The sequence below is a fragment of the Streptomyces sp. NPDC041129 genome, assembly GCF_055592265.1.
Map to the genome: position 1 here is coordinate 830,596 of NZ_JBVIYV010000002.1, position 17,789 is coordinate 848,384.

The following is a 17,789-nucleotide window of genomic DNA, read 5'->3' on the forward strand; positions in this document are numbered from 1 at the left end:
CCTCTTCCGCTTCACAAGGTTATGGACAGCGGGAATAAAGGCTACGCCTCCCTGACCGTGAAGGTCAGGTCGGGCCCGTCCATCGTCGCGTAAGTCACATCAGAAATCTTGTTTCAGGGCTTGATATGGCGGGAAACAAGTGTGGTTCCGGATGCGTGAGTGGGTGCGCGGGATCGCCGAGCGGCGCCCGGTGCCGCCGGCCGGCGTGCGTCTTCCGGGCCCGCCCCTGATCACACGTGTCCCGCTGCGCGGACGCTCGTGGATCTTGAGGTTCCGGTTCGGACCCTACGTCAACTTCGGATGGAAGTCTCTCCCGGAAGAGTGACGATGATCCGGCAGCCCCGCTCGGATTCGGCCACACCGATCCGGCCGCCGTGGAGATCGACGGCCCACCGGGCGATCGCCAGGCCGAGGCCCGTGCCGCCGTCGCTGCCCGGACCGTGCGGCCGGGTCACCGCGCCGCGGTTGAACCGCTCGAACACGCGGTGCCACTCCGACCGCGGGATGCCCGGGCCCTCGTCCAGGACCTCCAGCTCCAGCGAGTCCGGCTGCGGCCCGCGCCGCGCCTTCAGGGTCACCCGCCCGTGCGGCGGGCTGTGCTTGACCGCGTTGTCGACCAGGTTGGCGACCACCTGGTGGATGCGCTCGGGGTCCGCGTGCGCGGTCAGCTCCGGCGGGGAGACGTCGAGGTGCAGATGCACGTCCGTCCGGGTGTGGCTGCCGGAGCCCGAGGCGATGCCCGCGCGCGCGGAGGCGACCATGTTGGCCTCCTTCAGTACGCCGGACAGGTACGGCCACACCTCGAAGCGCCGCGTCTTCAGCGGTACGACGCCGTTGTCGAGCCGGGAGAGGTCCAGCAGGGTCTCCACGAGCCGGCCGAGCCGCTCGGTCTGTTTCAGGGCCGTCCGCATGGTCTCCGGATCGGCCTCGGTGACCCCGTCGACGATGTTCTCCAGCACCGCGCGCAGGCCCGCGATCGGGGTGCGCAGCTCGTGCGAGACGTTCGCCACCAGCTCCTTGCGCTGGCGGTCCTGGGCCTCCAGCTCGTCCGCCATGACATTGATCGTCACGGCGAGGTCGCCCAGCTCGTCCCGGCGGCCCTCACTCACCCGGCGGGTGTAGTCACCCTGCGCGATCGAGCGGGCGACCGTGTTCATCTCGTCCAGCGGAGCGGTGAGCGAATGGGCCACGAACTGCGTTATCAGCAGTGTGGCGATCATCGAGAAGACCGTGATGAAGCGCAGCTCCGTCTTGGTGTGCACCGCGATCATCGACAGACCGGTGGTGATCAGCACCGAGATGACGACCAGCGCGCCCAGCTTGGTCTTGATCGAGAACGGGCGTACGCCGCCCCAGGGTTCCTCCGTGGGGTTCCCGGGGCTCCTCCGTGCGGCCTCCCGCCGTTCGCTCATGGCGTCGGCGTCTCCAGCGCGTATCCGACGCCGTGCACCGTGCGGATCCGCTCGGCGCCGATCTTCCGGCGCAGCGCCTTGATGTGGCTGTCCACGGTCCGGGTGCCGGAGGCGTCCGCCCAGTCCCACACCTCGGCCAGCAGCTGCTCCCGGGAGAGCACCGCGCGCGGGGTGTTCGCCAGGCACACCAGCAGGTCGAACTCGGTGGGCGTGAGGTGGACGTCCTCGGACCGCACCCGTACCCGGCGCTGCGCGTGGTCGATCTCCAGCTCGCCGAGCCGCAGGATGCCCGAGCGGGGCGTGGAGGCGGCGACGGCCGCCCGCTCCACCCGCCGCAGCAGGACGTGCACCCGCGCGGCCAGCTCCCGCATCGAGAACGGCTTGGTCATGTAGTCGTCGGCGCCGACCCCGAGCCCGACCAGCATGTCGGTCTCGTCGTCGCGCGCGGTGAGCATCAGCACCGGCACCGGGCGCTGGGCCTGCACGCGGCGGCAGACCTCCAGGCCGTCGAAGCCGGGCAGCATGATGTCGAGGATCAGCAGGTCGGGCTGCCAGGCCTCGGCGGTGTCCACCGCGGCCGGTCCGTCGGCCGCGGTCTGCACGAGGAATCCCTCGGCGCGAAGCCGGGCCGCGATGGCGTCGACGATCGTGGGATCGTCCTCGACCACCAGGACCCGGCGCTGCGCGCCGGGGGTGGTCGTGGTCGCGCCGGTCTGGGAGGTGTGTGTCTGCTCCATCGCCCGCCCCTGTTGCTTTCCGGAATCAGTGGGGTGATCCCATGACTGCGATTGACGCTTGAATGATCCGCGCCAGGGCAGCACATTACGGGGACAGACCGCGCCGTCGCTATCCAGGGCGGACGGCGAGGTGCACGGCGTCCGGAACGCCCCGGGCAACGGGGACCTCTTCGGTACGCACCTGACGGAATCCGGCATTCCGCAAGGTTCCTTCAAATTCCGGAGAGGGCTCGGCCGACCATACTGCAAACACCCCGCCGGGCTTCAACACCCTTGCGCACGCGGTGAGTCCGGCCGGGGAGTAGAGGCCGTCGTTGTCCTCGGTGACGGTCCAGCCCGGCCCGTTGTCGATGTCGAGGCAGAGGGCGTCGAACGTGTCCGATGTCTCGTCGAGGTAAGTGAGGAGATCCGCCTCGACGATCCGGGTGCGCGGATCGGCGAGCGCCTCGGCGGACAGCTCCGCCAGAGGGCCCTCGCGGTGCCAGTCGATGACGGCCGGCTCCCGTTCGGCGACCGTGATCCGCCCCCACCGTCCGTCGGCCGCGGCGTGCGCGAGCGAGAACCCCACGCCCAGCCCGCCGATCAGCACCTCGGGCGCCGGGCGCCCGTCCAGCGCGTCGTACGCGGCGTCCACCAGCAGCCGCTCCGAGCGGCCGTCGGAGGTGTCCATCAGGAAGCAGCCGTTGGCGATGATCTGGAGCAGCGTGCCGTGCCTGCGCAGCACCACCTCGCCGTAAGGGCCTTCGCGACGGTCCAGGACCACGGGGGATTCGTGCACGGCAGTCATGCGCCCATCCTGCTCCGGTCCGGCGTCGGGGGCACCGCAATTCTGGTGATCGCTCACAGCGAACGGTGAGCCGGGAACAACGGAGAGGCGTCGGACATTGAGTCGGCATAGCTCAAGTTGACTGCCTAAGGGGAGATCATGGCTGCTGAGTCCACGGCGTTCACGCTCATACTGCCGGTGCTGCCGCTCGACGACGAGGTCGTGCTGCCCGGCATGGTGGTTCCGCTGGACCTGAGCGACGCCGAAGTGCGGGCCGCGGTCGAGGCGGCGCAGGCCGCCGCCCGCTCGGAGCCCGGCAAGCCCAGGGTCCTGCTGGTGCCGCGCGTCGACGGCACCTACGCGAAGACCGGTGTGCTCGGTACCGTCGAGCAGGTCGGCCGGCTGGCCGACGGCGACCCGGGCGCGCTGATCCGGGGCCGTGGCAGGGTGCGCATCGGCGCCGGTACGACGGGCCCGGGCGCGGCCCTGTGGGTGGAGGGCGCGCGGATCGACGAGACCGTGCCGGAACCCCTGCCCGGCCAGGTCGCCGACCTGGTCAAGGAGTACAAGGCCCTGGCCACCGCGTGGCTGCGCAAGCGGGGCGCCTGGCAGGTCGTGGACCGGGTCCAGGCCATCGAGGACGTCTCCGCGCTCGCCGACAACTCCGGGTACTCGCCCTTCCTGACCATCGAGCAGAAGGTCGAGCTGCTGGAGACCGCCGACCCGGTGGCCCGGCTGAAGCTCGCCACCCAGCAACTGCGCGACCACCTCGCCGAGCAGGACGTCGCCGAGACCATCGCCAAGGACGTCCAGGAGGGCGTCGACAAGCAGCAGCGCGAGTTCCTGCTCCGCCGCCAGCTCGAGGCCGTCCGCAAGGAGCTGCGCGAGCTGAACGGCGAGAGCGACGGCGAGGAGCCGGACGACTACCGCGCCCGCGTCGAGGCCGCCGACCTGCCGGAGAAGGTCCGCGAGGCCGCCCTGAAGGAGGTCGACAAGCTGGAGCGGTCCAGCGACCAGTCGCCCGAGGGCTCGTGGATCAGGACCTGGCTGGACACGGTGCTGGAGATGCCGTGGAACGAGCGCACCGAGGACGCCTACGACATCCAGGGCGCCAAGGCGGTGCTCGACGCCGAGCACGCGGGGCTGGAGGACGTCAAGGAACGCATCACCGAGTACCTGGCCGTGCGCAAGCGGCGCGGGGAGCGCGGCCTGGGCGTGATCGGCGGGCGGCGCGGGGGCGCGGTGCTGGCGCTCGTGGGCCCGCCCGGCGTCGGCAAGACCAGCCTCGGCGAGTCCGTCGCGCACGCCATGGGACGGAAGTTCGTCCGGGTCGCCCTCGGTGGCGTACGCGACGAGGCCGAGGTCCGCGGTCACCGGCGCACGTACGTCGGCGCGCTGCCCGGCCGGATCGTCCGCGCAGTCAAGGAGGCCGGGTCCATGAACCCGGTGGTGCTGCTCGACGAGATCGACAAGGTGGGCTCCGACTTCCGGGGCGACCCGGCGGCGGCCCTGCTCGAGGTCCTCGACCCCGCGCAGAACCACACCTTCCGGGACCACTACCTGGAGGTCGAACTCGACCTGTCCGACGTGGTCTTCCTCGCCACGGCGAACGTCCTGGAGGCCATCCCGGAGGCGCTCGCGGACCGTATGGAGATCGTCCGGCTGGACGGCTACACCGAGGACGAGAAGGTCGTCATCGCCCGTGACCACCTGCTCCCGCGCCAGCTCGAGCGGGCCGGCCTGGACCGGGACGAGGTCACGATCGACGAGGGCGCGCTGCGCAGGCTCGCCGGCGAGTACACCCGCGAGGCGGGCGTGCGGACCCTGGAGCGGTCACTCGCGCGGCTGCTGCGCAAGGTCGCGGCCCAGCACGAACTCGGCGAGCGCGAGCTGCCGTTCACCGTCCGGGACGAGGACCTGCGTGCGCTGATCGGGCGCCCGCACCATGTGCCCGAGTCCGCCCAGGACCCGGCCGAGCGCCGTACCGCGGTCCCGGGTGTGGCGACCGGCCTCGCGGTCACCGGCGCCGGGGGTGACGTGCTCTTCGTGGAGGCGTCCCTCGCCGACCCGGAGACCGGCGCGGCCGGGCTCACCCTGACCGGACAGCTCGGCGACGTGATGAAGGAGTCGGCGCAGATCGCGCTGAGCTTCCTGCGCAGCCACGGCGCCGAACTGGAGCTTCCGGTGGGCGACCTGAAGGACCGCGGTGTGCACATCCACTTCCCGGCGGGCGCGGTGCCGAAGGACGGGCCGAGCGCGGGCATCACCATGACCACCGCCCTCGCGTCCCTGCTCTCCGGCCGGCTGGTCCGCACCGATGTGGCGATGACAGGCGAGGTCTCACTGACCGGCCGGGTGCTGCCCATCGGCGGGGTGAAGCAGAAGCTGCTCGCCGCCCATCGCGCCGGGGTGACCACAGTGATCATCCCCAAGCGCAACGAGCCCGACCTGGACGACGTCCCGGCCGAGGTGCTGGACAGGCTCGACGTCCACGCAGTGACCGACGTCCGCCAGGTCCTGGAGCTGGCCCTCGCGCCCGCCGCGAACGGCGCGGAGCCGGAGGTTCCGGTGGCGGCGTGACGGACGCCCCCGGATGAGGGAGGGCCCGGGTCCCGTGCGGGGCCCGGGCCCTCACCGCGCCCCGAGGCGGGGCGGCGCCGTCTCAGCCCGCGGTCAGGGACTGCTCCGCCCACACGGTCTTGCCCACCCTGTCGTGCCGGGTGCCCCAGCGTTCGGAGAGCTGGGCGACCAGCAGCAGACCCCGGCCACCCTCGTCGTAGATCCGGGCGCGCCGCATGTGCGGGGTGGAGCCGCTGGCGTCGTAGACCTCGCAGATCAGGGTGGAGACCTGGTGGATGAGCCGCAGCCGGATGGGCGGCCGGCCGTAGCGGATGGCGTTGGTGACCAGCTCGCTGACCATCAGCTCGGTGGTGAAGACGGCCTCCTCCAGCCGCCAGGCGGAGAGCTGGTCGCTCGCGTACTTGCGGGCCCGGGCCACCACCGTGGGATCGCTCGGCAGCTCCCAGGAGGCCACCCGGTCGGTGCGCAGCGCCCGGGTACGGGCGACGAGCAGCGCCACGTCGTCGTCGGGGCGGTGGCTGAGCAGCTCGGTCAGGACCCGGTCGCAGACCGCGTCCAGGGTCGGCGCGGGCCGGCCGAGCGCGTCGAACATCCTGTCCAGCGCCTCGTCGATGTCGTGGTCGCGGGCCTCGAGGAGTCCGTCGGTGTAGAGGGCGAGCAGGCTGCCCTCGGGCAGCTCGGTCTCGAGGGCCTCGAAGGGCAGCCCGCCGAGGCCGAGCGGCGGACCGGCGGGCACGTCGAGAAAGCGGAGGGCGCCGTCCGGGGTGACCACTGCGGGCGGAGGATGACCGGCCCGGGCGAGGGTGCAGTGGCGCGAGACCGGATCGTAGACCGCGTACAGACACGTGGTCCCGATGCCGCCCGCCGTCTCGGCGGCCGGGTCCGCGCTGCCCTCGTCCGCCGCCAGACGCAGCACGAGGTCGTCGAGATGGGTGAGCAGCTCGTCCGCCGGGAGGTCGACGTCGGCCAGGGTGCGCACCGCCATGCGCAGCCGGCCCATGGTGGCGGAGGCCCGGCTGCCGTGGCCGACGACGTCGCCGACGACCAGGGCGACCCGCGCCCCGGACAGCGGGATCACGTCGAACCAGTCGCCGCCCACCCCGGCCCGGGTGGCGGCGGGCAGATAGCGGCCGGCGATGTCCAGTGCCGCCTGGTCGGGAAGCGGGTGCGGCAGCAGGCTGCGCTGCACGGCCATGGTGGTGACGTGGGTCCGGGAGTACCGCCGCTCGTTGTGCAGGCCGGTGGCCGCCCGGGCGGTCAGCTCCTCGGCGAGCCGCAGGTCCTCCGGGCCGAACGGCTCCGCGCGCCGGTCGCGGACGAAGAGGGCGACACCGAGCGTGCTGCCCTCGGCGAGCAGCGGCACCGCGATCAGCGAGTGGGTGCCGGACGCGCTCAGCCACGCGGCGTCCGGGTCCACGGCCGCCCACGCCGAGATCACCGGGTCCGGGGCGTCGTGCAGGACGGACCGGCCGGTGGCCAGGCACTCGGCGGGAGGCGACCCCGGCCCGTAGGCGACCGTCCCGCCCACCCCCGGCCCGGCCGGGGGGCCGCCGTTGTCGGATTCGGCCCGCACCGCGGCGCGGCGCAGGACGACCGGGCGGGTGCCGGTGCCGGGTGCGTCGTCCGGCCCGCCGGGGCCCCGTGGGGAGTCGAAGAGGTCCACGGCCATGAAGTCCGCGAGCCGGGGGACGGTGGCGTCGGCCAGTTCCCGCGCGGTGCGCTCGAGGCCCGGGGCGAGGGGATCGTGGGCGGCGGCCTCGTCCGGTGCGCGCTGCCGGGCCGTGGGGCCGGGGGCGTGCCGCTGGGTCGCGAGACAGACCGCGCGCACCGCGCCGGACCCGTCCTTGAGCGGGGTGAGGACGGTGGGCCGGTCGAGGGCGGGGCCGAGGACGGCCTGCACCTCGCGCGGCTCCCCGGTCTCCAGCACCTGGCGCATGGTCCGCTCGGCCTCGTCCCGCGCCGGCCCGGGCGCGATGTGCGTCAGCCGCAGCCCGCGCATCGCCGCCTCGGGCAGGGACAGCGCCCGTTCCAGCCGGCGGTTGGCACGCATCAGCCGCAGTTCGGTGTCGAAGATCCCCAGCGGGAAGGGGGACTGGATGAAGGTCCACTCCTCCAGCGGCTCACCGCGCGGCGGCTGCGGCCGGTCCGCCACAGCGGTGACCACGAGCCACTCGGACTCCCCGGCGCGCGGGATCCGGCGGTGGGCGAGCAGCCCCTGCTCCAGTCGCCGGCCGTCCTGGTGCCGCAGCGGAACCGTGCCGTGCCAGCGGTCCCGCCCCGCCAGGGTGTTCCGGACCGTTGGTCCGTCTCCGGTGGCGAGCAGCGCCGCGGCCGGCCGTCCGACGACCGCCGCGTCCTCGTAGCCGAGCAGCCTGCGGGCACCCTCGCTCCAGCCGGTGAGGATGCCCTGCTCATCGATGGTGGCCGTGGCCGTGTACGTCGACTGTCGCTCCATCGCCGCTCATCTCGCCCTTGTCCGGCAGGCTCTCCCTGACCAGCATGATCCCGGGCGGCGCGGAGCACCAACGCAGCGAAACGGCGGCCGTCCGCGGGGACGGCCGCCGTTTCGGAACACGGGGCGGGGATCAGCCGTTGGCCAGTGCCTGCACCCGGTCCAGTGCGCCGTTGAACTTGTCGTGGTCCCCGACCGTCGGGCCGGACGAGGTGTACTGCCACATCGTGTAGTACGACCATCCCGCCGGCAGCGTCCCCACCGTGGAGGCGTAGCGGGCGATCCACAGCGGATTGTTGGCGGCGAAGCCGCCGTAGTTGCCGGTGCAGTCGGTCCACCAGCTCGTCGCCGTGTAGATCACGGCGTCCCGGCCGGTGCGCGCCTTGTACGTGTTGAGGAAGTCGGCGATCCAGCTGACCATCCCGCTGGCGGTCTTGCCGTAGCAGGCGGCGCCGTACGGGTTCCACTCGATGTCGAGCACGCCGGGCAGGGTCTTGCCGTCCCGCGACCAGCCGCCGCCGTGGTCCACGAAGTAGTTGGCCTGGGTGGCGCCGCTCGTGGTGTCCGGGGTGGCGAAGTGGTAGGCGCCGCGGATCATGCCGACGTTGTACGAGCCGTTGTACTGCTGGGCGAAGTACGGGTTCGTGTAGTACGTGCCCTCCGTGGCCTTGGTGTAGGCCCAGCGGACGCCGCTGTTCCAGAGGGTGGACCAGGCGACGTTGCCCTGGTGGCCGGAGACGTCGACGCCCTCGGTCTGGGTGGCGTCACCGGTGCTGGGGGTGCCGTGCTGCCCGTCATGGGCGGCCACCCCCATGCCCATGGACGCCGAGCCGCGGCTGGGGGTGGTCGCCGCCTGGGCGGAGGTGAGCGGGAGGGCGAGGCCGAGCGCCACGAGCAGGGCCGTGACGAGGACGGCGAGCGGGCGCGGACGGAGGGAACCGGGTCTGTGCTCGGGCATGACGTGCCTCCGGGGAGAGGGGTGGGGGGATCGTGGGGTGACCGCTGGACCACTGGCGTGGGCATGTCATCGCTTGCCTGGCAAAGAAGCTACGCACGTAGATGACACCGTGGGAAGGGGATCCGGATGCTGCCGTTGGTCTAAGCCTGCGAAATACTTGAAGAGCTGCGGCTATGACGGCGGTTGGCAGAAACTTTCAGGACGGCGAAACCGATCAGGGGTGCTGACGTGCACGAGGACGGAAACGGCGGCGGACGCCGTGTCACCGGTCAGGTGACGCCCAGTGGTGCAGACCAGGAATTCCTGGCACTGGAACGGGAGTTGACCGTGCTGCTGAGGAGGGCCCGGGCGAACCAGGGCGAGATGGCCCGCGAGGTCCACCCCGACCTGGAGTCCTCCGCCTACGGTCTGCTCATCCGCCTCGACGAGCTCGGCGGCCAGCGCGCCACCGAGCTCGCCGCCTACATCGGCGTCGGCAAGGCCACCATGTCCCGCCAGCTTCGGGCCCTGGAGGAACTGGGGCTGATCGCCCGCGAGCCCGACCCGGCCGACGGCCGTGCCTGGCTGGTCACCCTGACCGACGAGGGCCGCGGTCGCGTCGGCACGGTCCGCCAGGCCCGCCGCGCCCGCTACGTCAGCCAGCTCGCCCACTGGGACCGCCGCGAGGTGGCGGAACTGGCGAGACTCCTGCACGAGTTGAACGGCGTCATGGAGCGCTGAGCATCCGCGCTCACAGCTCGGCGTACACCACCGTCGCGTCGTCGTGCGTCTTGCCGCGGCCCAGGAACGCCCGCTCCTCCCGGTCCGCCGACTCCAGCCCGCGCACCCGGTCCACCAGCGAGCGGGCGCCCTCCTTGGCCACGAGGGCGAACAGATCCGCCCAGTCGCCCTCCCCGAACCGCTCCGTCCAGCGGGTCGCGCCGTCCGACAGCGCCGCAAGCGCCCGGACCCGGCCGCGCGGGAGGGTGCCGACGACCGCGCGGCCGGCGACCGAGGGGTCGGCGGCGGCCGTGAAGAAGCCGCCCTCCCGGTTGCGCAGGCCCGCGTCGACCAGCGCTTCGGTGGCCAGGGCGGAGCGGGGCAGCCGCGCCAGCCGGTCGTCCAGCACCGCGGTGACCGTGCCGTCGAGAGCCTGCAGGAGCAGGGCCGCGTCGGACAGCACCAGGTACTCCACGAGGTCGGCGGACCAGCGGGCCAGGGCCACGGTTGCCTGGGGAGTGCGCGGGTGAGAAAGGTCACAGGTGGCCGCGTGGGCCCCCGCCGTCCGCGCGATACCCCGCGACAGGACCTCCGGCAGCGTCAGATCTCGGCCGGAAACGGCCAGTTCGGTCAGCGCGCCGCCGAGCCGTGACGTGAACCAGGGCACGGAGTGTGTGCAGCCCGTGGCGCCGCGCGGCGGAGTCACTCCGTCCAGCAAGATCACACAACCACCCTGACCGGAAGCGGGTAGTCCGACGCCCGCGAAGTCCTCGTTGGGGCGGTTCGCGTCGCCGGGTTCCGAAACGAGATCTGTTCGCATCCGGCCAGTCTGCACCAGCTCTTCACAGCCTCTGCCAAAGGCTGGCAACCGTCGTTGAATTGGCACGGCCCCGCAGGTCAGGTGCCTGCTTTGGGGGCAAATGACGGCCTCCGGCAAGGCGTGGTGGCGAATACTGCCAAAGCCTGCCGCGCGCGTCCAACCGGCCCGCCGCGCCCGCGTGGCGCACGCGCCGCCGGAACTTGCCCGCCAACTCCCCTCCGATGTTCACTCCTTCGAGTGGCGGGTCAGGTGATGCGCGACCCCTGCCCACCGGCGCTGGGAGGGTCGGGAGCCGTATACACCGGGTGTAAGCACCACTTGGCCCCGAGACGACGGGGCGCCACCCGGGCCCTTGAGCAGACGAGTTCAGGAATGCGAGCACCGGTGCAGAAGAAGTGGCCTCGGCGCACAGGCAGGCAGACGGCTCCTGAAGGGGGCGTCGAGCAGACCCCCGTGGGCACGGGCCGCCCCCGTCACGTGCGCACCCGGCTGATCGTGGCCGTAGCCGTGGTGGCCGCCGCCATCGCCGGAGCGGGAGCACCCTCGCTGCTCACCGCCTCCCAGGACGTCAGTGACTCACAGGACCTGGTCACCCTGTCCGCCCGCACCCAGGACGCCCTCGCGCTCGCCCACTCGCTGGCCGACGAACGCGACGAGGTCACCTCCTACATAGCCGCGGGCCGCCCCAAGTCCAAGGCGCCCACCGAGCAGCGCAGCGCCCGCGTCGACCGCCAGGCCGAGGACCTGCGCGCCGATCCCGACACCCCGGCCGCCCTGCGCACCGCCCTCGACCGGATCGCCGCCGTCCGGCACGCCGCGCTCACCGGCAAGTCCGACGCGCTCGGGACCCACCAGGCGTACTCGGCCACCATCACGGAACTGCACCGGCTCGCCGAGGAACTGGCGGGGCGGATGCCGGCGCGCGCCGGCTCCGGCGGCCACGCGCTCGCCGAACTGGACTCCGCGGTCCAGCAGTCCGCCGCCGCCCGCGGCCTGCTGCTGGCCGCGCTCGGCATCCCGTCCACCACCCGGACGGTGATCGATCCCGCCACCGGCCTGCCCAGCACGACCAGCGCGCCCACCGAGGACGGCCGCAAGCAGCGCGACGCGCTCACCGCCGCCGCCCAGCAGGCCCGGCTGCGCGCCGACGCGGCCCTCGCCGACTTCCGGGAGACCGCCCCCAAGGCGTCCGTCGCCTCCTACGACTCCACGGTCACCGGCCCCGAGGTCAACTCCGCCGACAAGTACCTCGCCGCCCTCACCGACCAGCCCGCCTTCACCGGCAGCGACCCCGCCACCAACTCCAGGAAGCTGGACGCGGCCCTGTCCGCCCGGGTGGACCTGATGCGGGGCGCCGAGTCGGCCCTCTACGACCACCGCACCAAGGACCTCGAAAAGCTCCGGGACGACGACGTCACCGCGCTGGAGATCCGCATCGCCGTCCTCGGCGCCCTGATGCTGCTCGCCGTCGGCATCGCCACCGCCATGGCCCGCACCCTCACCCGCCCCCTGTCGGTGCTGCGCCGCGGCTCGGCGCGGCTGGCCGAGGCGGAGGACCCGGTCGGCCAGGAGCCGGTCGCCTTCACCGGCCGCAACGACGAGTTCGCCCAGGTCGTCCGCTCGGTCAACGCTCTGCAGGCGCGCGCCGCCGCCCTGCAGGAGCGGGTGGCCACCCTGGAGGCCGACCGCAAGCACCTGGTCGGCCAGCGGCAGAAGATGGCCGACGCCCGCGAGGAACTGCGCGCCGAACTCGACGCCTCCGCCGCCCAGCTGGAGCGGCTGCGCACCAGCATCGGCGGCACCTTCGTCAGCCTCGCCCTGCGCACCCTCGGCCTGGTCGAGCGGCAACTGGCCGTGATCGAAGGCCTGGAGGAGCGCGAGCAGGACCCGGAGCGGCTCGCCACCCTCTTCAAGCTCGACCACTTCGCCACGGTCATGCGCCGGCACAGCGAGAACCTGCTGGTCCTCGCCGGTACCGAGCACGTCCAGCAGTCCCACGGCCCGGTCCCGCTGGTCGACGTGGTCCGCGCGGCGGTCAGCGAGATCGAACGCTACGAGCGCGTCCGCATCGCCGCCCTGCCCCCGCACGCCCACGTGGTCGGCTTCGTCGCCGACGACCTCTCCCACCTGCTGGCCGAACTCATGGAGAACGCGGCCTCGTTCTCTCCGCCGGACCTGCCCGTCGAGGTCTCCGGCTGGCTGCTGGAGTCCGGCGAGGTGATGCTGTCCGTCCAGGACGGGGGCATCGGCATGACCACCGACCGCCTGGACCGCCTCAACTCCCGCCTCGCCGAGTTCGACCCCGAGTCGCCGTACGACCACGAGGGCGAGGACGGCCTCGGCCTCGGTCTGTACGTCGTGGCCCGCCTCGCCCACCGCCACGGCATCCGCGTGCAACTGCGCGAGCAGAAGCAGGGCGGGGTGGCGGCGGTCGTCGTCCTGCCCCGGACCCTGCTAGCCGAGGCCCCCATGGCGGCGGCCCCACGCCCGGCCTCCCTCTCGGACACCCAGAGCTTCTCCCTCCCCGGCGCCGACGCCGAGGTCAACTCCAACGTCCTGCACGCCCGCACCAAGGACACCGACCCCCTGGTCGCCCTCGCCGAGAAGGCGGCCCGGGAGGCCGAGGCCGGTCCGGCGGAGGACTCCGAGGTCCACGCGCGGGCGGAGGCGGCGGAGCCGGCCGCCGAGGAGACCGTGGCCCGGCCGAAGGAGCCCGCGGAGACCTTCGCCGAGACGACGATGGAGCTGCTGCTCCCGGAGGTCGCCACGCAGCCGTCGGCCGCCGACGGCGAGCACGCCCCACCGGTGCCGCCCGTACCCGACGACGAGAGCCGCACGGGTGGCGCGAGTGGGAACGAACCGACCGACGCCGAAGGCGAGGCGCTCACCAGCAAGGGCCTCCCCAAGCGCACACCCAAGATCACCGCTCCCGCCGCCGCCCAGCCCCGTCGGCGCGGCACGTCCGTCGACGCCGACGCCCTCCGCCGCAGGCTCGGCGGCTTCCGCCAGGGAGCGCAGGCCGGCTACCGGGACGTGGAGGCGGAGATCGCAGAACGCACCGAAGACACCACGGGGGGCACCGTCGAGGAGGCAAGCAGTTGACCGCGCCCAGTACCTTCGGACTGAGCAGGGAGGCCCGCAACCTGCACTGGCTGCTGACCAACCTGGTCGAGGAAGTCCCCGGCATCCAGTCCGTCGCCGTGGTCTCCTCGGACGGCCTGCTGCTCCTGTCGTCCGACCCCGGCCACGCCGAGCAGTCCCGCAGGTCCCGCCCGGTGAAGGGCCCCCGGGGCTCCGCCGCCGACCTCGCGACCATCGTCTCCGGCATCGGCAGCCTCACCATCGGCGCCGCCAAGCTGATGCAGTTCGGCGGGGTCAAGCACACGATGGTGGCGATGGACGAGGGCAGCCTGTTCGTGATGTCCATCAGCGACGGCTCGCTGCTCGGCGTGCACGGCTCCGCGGAGTGCGACATGAGCGTCGTGGCGTACCACATGGCGCTCTTCGTCGGCCGGGCCGGACATGTCCTGACCCCCGAACTCCGCAGCGAACTGCGGAAATCACTGGAAGCCGAGTCGACGGGGAGCGCCCGATGAGCGGCACACCGAAGAAACTTCCCGTGCGCGGCGGCGAGCGCAAACCCGCCCGCGTCCGCCCCTACTCGCTCACCGGCGGCCGCACCCGCTTCGGCCACGTGCTCCTCGTGGAGACCTTCGTGGCCGCGCTGGAGGCCCCCGAGGAGCGCAAGGAACTGACGAATGGTTCCCTCGCCACCCGGGTCATGCCCGAGCTGCGGGCCATCGTCGAACTGTGTCGCCGTATGCGCACGGTGGCCGAGATCGCCGCGCTGCTGAAGATGCCGCTCGGCGTGGTCCGCGTGCTGCTGAGCGACCTCGCGGACCAGGGAAAGATCCGTGTGTACGGCACCGGAACCGGTCACGGCACCGGCCGTCCGGACCGCGCTCTGCTGGAAAGGGTGCTGAGTGGACTCCGCCGTCTCTGACGCCACGGGCGTCGCCCCCCTCGTCGCCGGGTTCAGCGAACCCGACGAGGACCTGAAGGCCTGGCAGCAGGACCGCGCGCAGGCCCCCGTAGCCACGAAGATAGTGGTGGCGGGCGGCTTCGGGGTCGGCAAGACCACGCTGGTCACGGCCGTCTCGGAGATCACGCCGCTGCAGACCGAGGCGCTGATGACCGAGGCGAGTGAGGGCACCGACGACCTCACCGCCACGCCGGGCAAGTCGACCACCACCGTGGCCATGGACTTCGGCCGCCTCACGCTCGACGACGACCTGGTGCTCTACCTGTTCGGCACGCCGGGCCAGCAGCGGTTCTGGTTCATGTGGGACGACCTGGTGCGCGGCGCGATAGGCGCCGTCGTGCTGGCCGACACCCGCCGCCTGAAGGACTGTTTCCCCGCACTGGACTACTTCGAGAGCTGCGGACTGCCGTACGTCGTCGCGGTCAACCACTTCGACGACAGCGAGCTGTTCGAGCCGGAGGACGTACGCGAGGCGCTGACCATACCCGCGCACATCCCTGTCATGATCATGGACGCGCGGCGCCGGATCTCGGCCATCGAGACCCTACTGGCCCTCGTGGGCCACGCGCTGGACGAAACCCCCGAGTAGTCCCGACCTAGGAGCACCACCCGCATGCGGAAGATACTCGTCGTCGGAGCCGGCCAGTCCGGCCTCCAGCTCGCCCTCGGCCTGCAGTCGCACGGCTACGAGGTCACCCTGATGTCGAACCGGACCGCGGACGAGATCCGTTCCGGCCGGGTCATGTCGACGCAGTGCATGTTCGACACGGCCCTGGGGCACGAGCGCGACCTCCAGCTCAACTTCTGGGAGTCGCAGGCCCCGAAGATCGAGGGCCTCGGCGTCTCGGTCGCGGCCCCCGGCTCCTTCGACCCGGGTCCCTCCCAGCGCGCGATCGACTGGGTGGGCAAGCTGGACGGGTACGCGCAGTCCGTCGACCAGCGGGTGAAGATGGCCGGCTGGATGGAGACCTTCGCCCAGCGCGGCGGCCAGCTCGTCATCCACGGCGCGGCCGTCGGCGACCTCGACTACTTCTCCCGCGCCTACGACCTCGTGCTGGTCTCCGCCGGCAAGGGCGAGCTGGTGTCGATGTTCAGCCGCGACCCCGAGCGCTCCCCGTACAGCGAGCCGCAGCGCGCCCTCGCGGTGTCCTACGTGCACGGACTCGGCCCGCGCCCGGAGCACCCGGACTTCGACGCGGTCCGCTGCAACCTCGTCCCCGGCGTCGGCGAGCTGTTCATCATGCCGACCCTCACCACCTCGGGCCGCGCCGACATCCTGTTCTGGGAGGGCATCCCCGGCGGCCCGCTGGACGTCTTCAGCGGCGTCAAGGACCCGGCGGAGCACCTCTCCCTGACCCTCGAACTCATGGAGAAGTTCACGCCCTGGGAGTACGCGCGCGCCACGAAGGTCGAGCTGACGGACGCGGGCGGCACCCTGGCCGGCCGCTACGCCCCGACCGTGCGCAACCCCATCGGGCGCCTGCCCTCGGGCGGACTGGTCCTGGGCGTCGCCGACGTGGTGGTGGCCAACGACCCGATCACCGGGCAGGGGTCCAACTCCGCGTCCAAGTGCGCCGCCGCGTACCTCGCCTCGATCCTCGAACAGGGCGACAAGCCGTTCGACGAGGACTGGATGCGCGCCACCTTCGACCGGTACTGGGCCACCGCCCAGCACGTCACCAAGTGGACGAACGCCATGCTGGCGCCGCCGCCGGAGCACATCCTGAACCTCATCGGCGCGGCCGGTCAGCTCCAGCCGGTCGCCGACCGGTTCGCCAACGCGTTCAACGACCCGGCCGACTTCGAGAACTTCTTCTACGAGCCGGAGAAGACGGCCGCCTACCTGGCCTCGGTGGCCTGAGCCGTCGGGGGACCGTCCGGACGTACGGCACCGAGGACCGGAGCGGACGCCAGCGGGGAGACCTCGACCCGCCGGCCCGGCCTCGGTGCCTGCACGACCCGGCCGCCCCCGACGTACAACGCCACATGGGTCGCCCCGGGGAAGTAGACGACCAGGTCACCGGGGCGCAGCCCGTTCAGCGGGACCTTCGGCAGCCGGGCCCACTGCTCCTGGCTGGTACGCGGGATCGGGGTCCCGGCGTGGTCCCAGGCCTGCGAGGTGAGCCCCGAGCAGTCGTACGACGCCGGGCCCTGTGCTCCCCACCGGTACGGCTTGCCGACCTGGGACAGGGCGTAGCGGACGGCCCGGTCGGCCTCGCCGGAGGGCGGCTTGTCGTCGCCGAGGGCGCCGGAGGCCGTGAGCCGCTGCTGGGCCTCGGCGACCCCGGTCCGCTCCAGCGCCGCCACCGCGGCAAGCTGCTCCGGGGTCAGTGAGGCGAGGAGCCGCTCGACGTCCCCGAGCCTCGCCGTGACCTCGTCGCGCTGCTTCTGCTGCCTCCCGGTGAGGGTGAGCTGCTCGTCCAGTGCCTTGCGGGCCGCCCTGGCCACAGCGTCGCGCTTCCGCTCGGCGCCGGTGAGCCGGTCCACGGTCTCGGCACGCTCGTGGGCGAGCCGGCCGATGACATGGCCCTCGTCCAGCGCGTGCTGCGGGTCGCGGGCGAGCAGCAGACGGACGTAGGGGGAGAGGTCGCTGCTGTTCTGGTACTGCTGCCGGGCCAGGCGCCCGGCGTCGCTCCTGCCGCCCTGCAGCGCGAGCCGGGCGCGGGCCAGTTCGCCGTCGAGGCGGGTCACCTCGGCGCGCTTGCGCTTCAGCCGCTCCGCGGTCGCGTTGTACGACTCGGTGGCCTCCTCGGTCTGCCGGTACAGCCGCTGAAGGTCCGTCAGTAGTTGTGAGACGGACCGCGGCGGCGCGGGTTCGGCCACTGCGGGCACGGGTGCGAGGACGGCCTGGGCCGCCACCGCGGCCGTACAGGCCAGGCGCAGGAGTGCTGCTGACACGTCATCACCTCCGGTACGGGGCGGACGGTCCGTCCGTCCGCATCCGCACGGTGATATTCAGACGTGTTCATGGGCTTGTGTGCCGATTGTGGGCGAGACGGCCCAACGCTCTCACCCGGTCGTGTCATCCGGCTTGCTGGACGGCCCGCTGTCCGGCTTGGACCAGGGCCACCTGAGCCGCTCACCGGGCCCGCCCTCCGGGTCGTACCGGTACTTCCAGCCCCGGACCAGGCCGAGCCGCTTGCTGTGCCCCCTCGGTACGCGCCGGTAGACGTGCACGGTGGGCGGTCCACCGGCCGCGTCCGGCACCGGAACGCTGTACGTCTTCGGGGGATGGCCGGTCAGGCCCAGCAGCACCGGCAGCACGCGCCCGTCCAGGGGTCCGCCCTCGAAGGGGGTGTCCTCGCTCTTCACCGGTCCGGCCC

Annotated in this window: 15 protein-coding genes; 7 read left to right on the plus strand and 8 right to left on the minus strand. The window is 72.5% G+C overall.

The annotated features are described in order from the left end of the window. Positions 1-290: 290 nt before the first annotated feature. From ACZ6B1_RS12005 to ACZ6B1_RS12015, 3 genes are all read right to left on the minus strand, one after another. Positions 291-1,412 (minus strand): HAMP domain-containing sensor histidine kinase, encoded by a 1,122-nt coding sequence (locus tag ACZ6B1_RS12005; RefSeq protein ID WP_468777202.1) that lies wholly within the window; start codon positions 1,410-1,412, stop codon positions 291-293. Further along, positions 1,409-2,149, minus strand: a complete 741-nt coding sequence (locus ACZ6B1_RS12010; RefSeq protein WP_199211973.1) for a response regulator transcription factor — start codon at positions 2,147-2,149, stop codon at positions 1,409-1,411. The genes ACZ6B1_RS12005 and ACZ6B1_RS12010 overlap by 4 nt, the downstream gene beginning before the upstream one ends. A gap of 109 nt (positions 2,150-2,258) precedes the next feature. After that, the gene (locus ACZ6B1_RS12015; protein ID WP_468777203.1) at positions 2,259-2,936 is read right to left on the minus strand and encodes a spermidine synthase family protein; all 678 of its coding nucleotides are present in this window, start codon (positions 2,934-2,936) and stop codon (positions 2,259-2,261) included. Between the two features lie 138 nt (positions 2,937-3,074). Between ACZ6B1_RS12015 and lon the strand changes: the two genes are divergently transcribed. Further along, complete coding sequence (gene lon, locus ACZ6B1_RS12020) at positions 3,075-5,495, plus strand: endopeptidase La (protein ID WP_468777204.1); 2,421 nt, start codon at positions 3,075-3,077, stop codon at positions 5,493-5,495. An 82-nt stretch (positions 5,496-5,577) separates the two neighbouring features. Here the strand turns inward: lon and ACZ6B1_RS12025 are convergent, their stop codons facing one another. Both ACZ6B1_RS12025 and ACZ6B1_RS12030 read right to left on the minus strand, forming a co-directional pair. Next, positions 5,578-7,950 (minus strand): SpoIIE family protein phosphatase, encoded by a 2,373-nt coding sequence (locus tag ACZ6B1_RS12025; protein ID WP_468777205.1) that lies wholly within the window; start codon positions 7,948-7,950, stop codon positions 5,578-5,580. Between the two features lie 130 nt (positions 7,951-8,080). Then, the gene (locus ACZ6B1_RS12030; RefSeq protein WP_468777206.1) at positions 8,081-8,905 is read right to left on the minus strand and encodes a lysozyme; all 825 of its coding nucleotides are present in this window, start codon (positions 8,903-8,905) and stop codon (positions 8,081-8,083) included. Positions 8,906-9,133: 228 nt separating this feature from the next. On the opposite strand from ACZ6B1_RS12030, the gene ACZ6B1_RS12035 reads away from it, so the two are divergent. Beyond that, a complete protein-coding gene (locus tag ACZ6B1_RS12035) occupies positions 9,134-9,625 on the plus strand; it encodes a MarR family winged helix-turn-helix transcriptional regulator (protein WP_468777207.1) in 492 nt (163 codons plus the stop codon). A 10-nt stretch (positions 9,626-9,635) separates the two neighbouring features. On the opposite strand, the gene ACZ6B1_RS12040 is transcribed toward ACZ6B1_RS12035, so the two are convergent. Further along, positions 9,636-10,424 carry a hypothetical protein gene (locus tag ACZ6B1_RS12040; protein ID WP_468777209.1) on the minus strand — a complete coding sequence of 263 codons (789 nt, stop codon included), beginning with the start codon at positions 10,422-10,424 and terminating at the stop codon, positions 9,636-9,638. 384 nt (positions 10,425-10,808) lie between these two features. Between ACZ6B1_RS12040 and ACZ6B1_RS12045 the strand changes: the two genes are divergently transcribed. From ACZ6B1_RS12045 to ACZ6B1_RS12065, 5 genes are read left to right on the plus strand one after another with little or no spacing between them, the layout of a single operon-like run. Further along, a complete protein-coding gene (locus tag ACZ6B1_RS12045; RefSeq protein ID WP_468777211.1) occupies positions 10,809-13,526 on the plus strand; it encodes a sensor histidine kinase in 2,718 nt (905 codons plus the stop codon). Further along, positions 13,523-14,020 (plus strand): roadblock/LC7 domain-containing protein, encoded by a 498-nt coding sequence (locus ACZ6B1_RS12050; RefSeq protein WP_468777214.1) that lies wholly within the window; start codon positions 13,523-13,525, stop codon positions 14,018-14,020. The genes ACZ6B1_RS12045 and ACZ6B1_RS12050 overlap by 4 nt, the downstream gene beginning before the upstream one ends. Continuing rightward, positions 14,017-14,427 carry a DUF742 domain-containing protein gene (locus ACZ6B1_RS12055; RefSeq protein WP_199211981.1) on the plus strand — a complete coding sequence of 137 codons (411 nt, stop codon included), beginning with the start codon at positions 14,017-14,019 and terminating at the stop codon, positions 14,425-14,427. Before ACZ6B1_RS12050 ends, ACZ6B1_RS12055 begins: the two co-directional genes overlap by 4 nt. Then, positions 14,408-15,055, plus strand: a complete 648-nt coding sequence (locus ACZ6B1_RS12060; protein ID WP_468777217.1) for a GTP-binding protein — start codon at positions 14,408-14,410, stop codon at positions 15,053-15,055. The genes ACZ6B1_RS12055 and ACZ6B1_RS12060 overlap by 20 nt, the downstream gene beginning before the upstream one ends. Before the next feature lie 24 nt (positions 15,056-15,079). After that, complete coding sequence (locus ACZ6B1_RS12065) at positions 15,080-16,327, plus strand: styrene monooxygenase/indole monooxygenase family protein (protein WP_468777219.1); 1,248 nt, start codon at positions 15,080-15,082, stop codon at positions 16,325-16,327. On the opposite strand, the gene ACZ6B1_RS12070 is transcribed toward ACZ6B1_RS12065, so the two are convergent. Next, complete coding sequence (locus ACZ6B1_RS12070; RefSeq protein ID WP_468777221.1) at positions 16,306-17,364, minus strand: C40 family peptidase; 1,059 nt, start codon at positions 17,362-17,364, stop codon at positions 16,306-16,308. The genes ACZ6B1_RS12065 and ACZ6B1_RS12070 overlap by 22 nt on opposite strands. A gap of 111 nt (positions 17,365-17,475) precedes the next feature. After that, entirely contained in the window at positions 17,476-17,778 is a 303-nt protein-coding gene (locus ACZ6B1_RS12075) for a hypothetical protein (protein WP_468777223.1), read from the minus strand. Positions 17,779-17,789 lie beyond the last annotated feature (11 nt).

Coding starts and splice junctions, on each gene's coding strand:
- ACZ6B1_RS12005 (WP_468777202.1), bottom strand. CDS start 1,412: ATGAGCGAACGGCGGGAGGCCGCACGGAGGAGCCCCGGGAACCCCACG.
- ACZ6B1_RS12010 (WP_199211973.1), bottom strand. CDS start 2,149: ATGGAGCAGACACACACCTCCCAGACCGGCGCGACCACGACCACCCCC.
- ACZ6B1_RS12015 (WP_468777203.1), bottom strand. CDS start 2,936: ATGACTGCCGTGCACGAATCCCCCGTGGTCCTGGACCGTCGCGAAGGC.
- lon (WP_468777204.1), top strand. CDS start 3,075: ATGGCTGCTGAGTCCACGGCGTTCACGCTCATACTGCCGGTGCTGCCG.
- ACZ6B1_RS12025 (WP_468777205.1), bottom strand. CDS start 7,950: ATGGAGCGACAGTCGACGTACACGGCCACGGCCACCATCGATGAGCAG.
- ACZ6B1_RS12030 (WP_468777206.1), bottom strand. CDS start 8,905: ATGCCCGAGCACAGACCCGGTTCCCTCCGTCCGCGCCCGCTCGCCGTC.
- ACZ6B1_RS12040 (WP_468777209.1), bottom strand. CDS start 10,424: ATGCGAACAGATCTCGTTTCGGAACCCGGCGACGCGAACCGCCCCAAC.
- ACZ6B1_RS12055 (WP_199211981.1), top strand. CDS start 14,017: ATGAGCGGCACACCGAAGAAACTTCCCGTGCGCGGCGGCGAGCGCAAA.
- ACZ6B1_RS12065 (WP_468777219.1), top strand. CDS start 15,080: ATGCGGAAGATACTCGTCGTCGGAGCCGGCCAGTCCGGCCTCCAGCTC.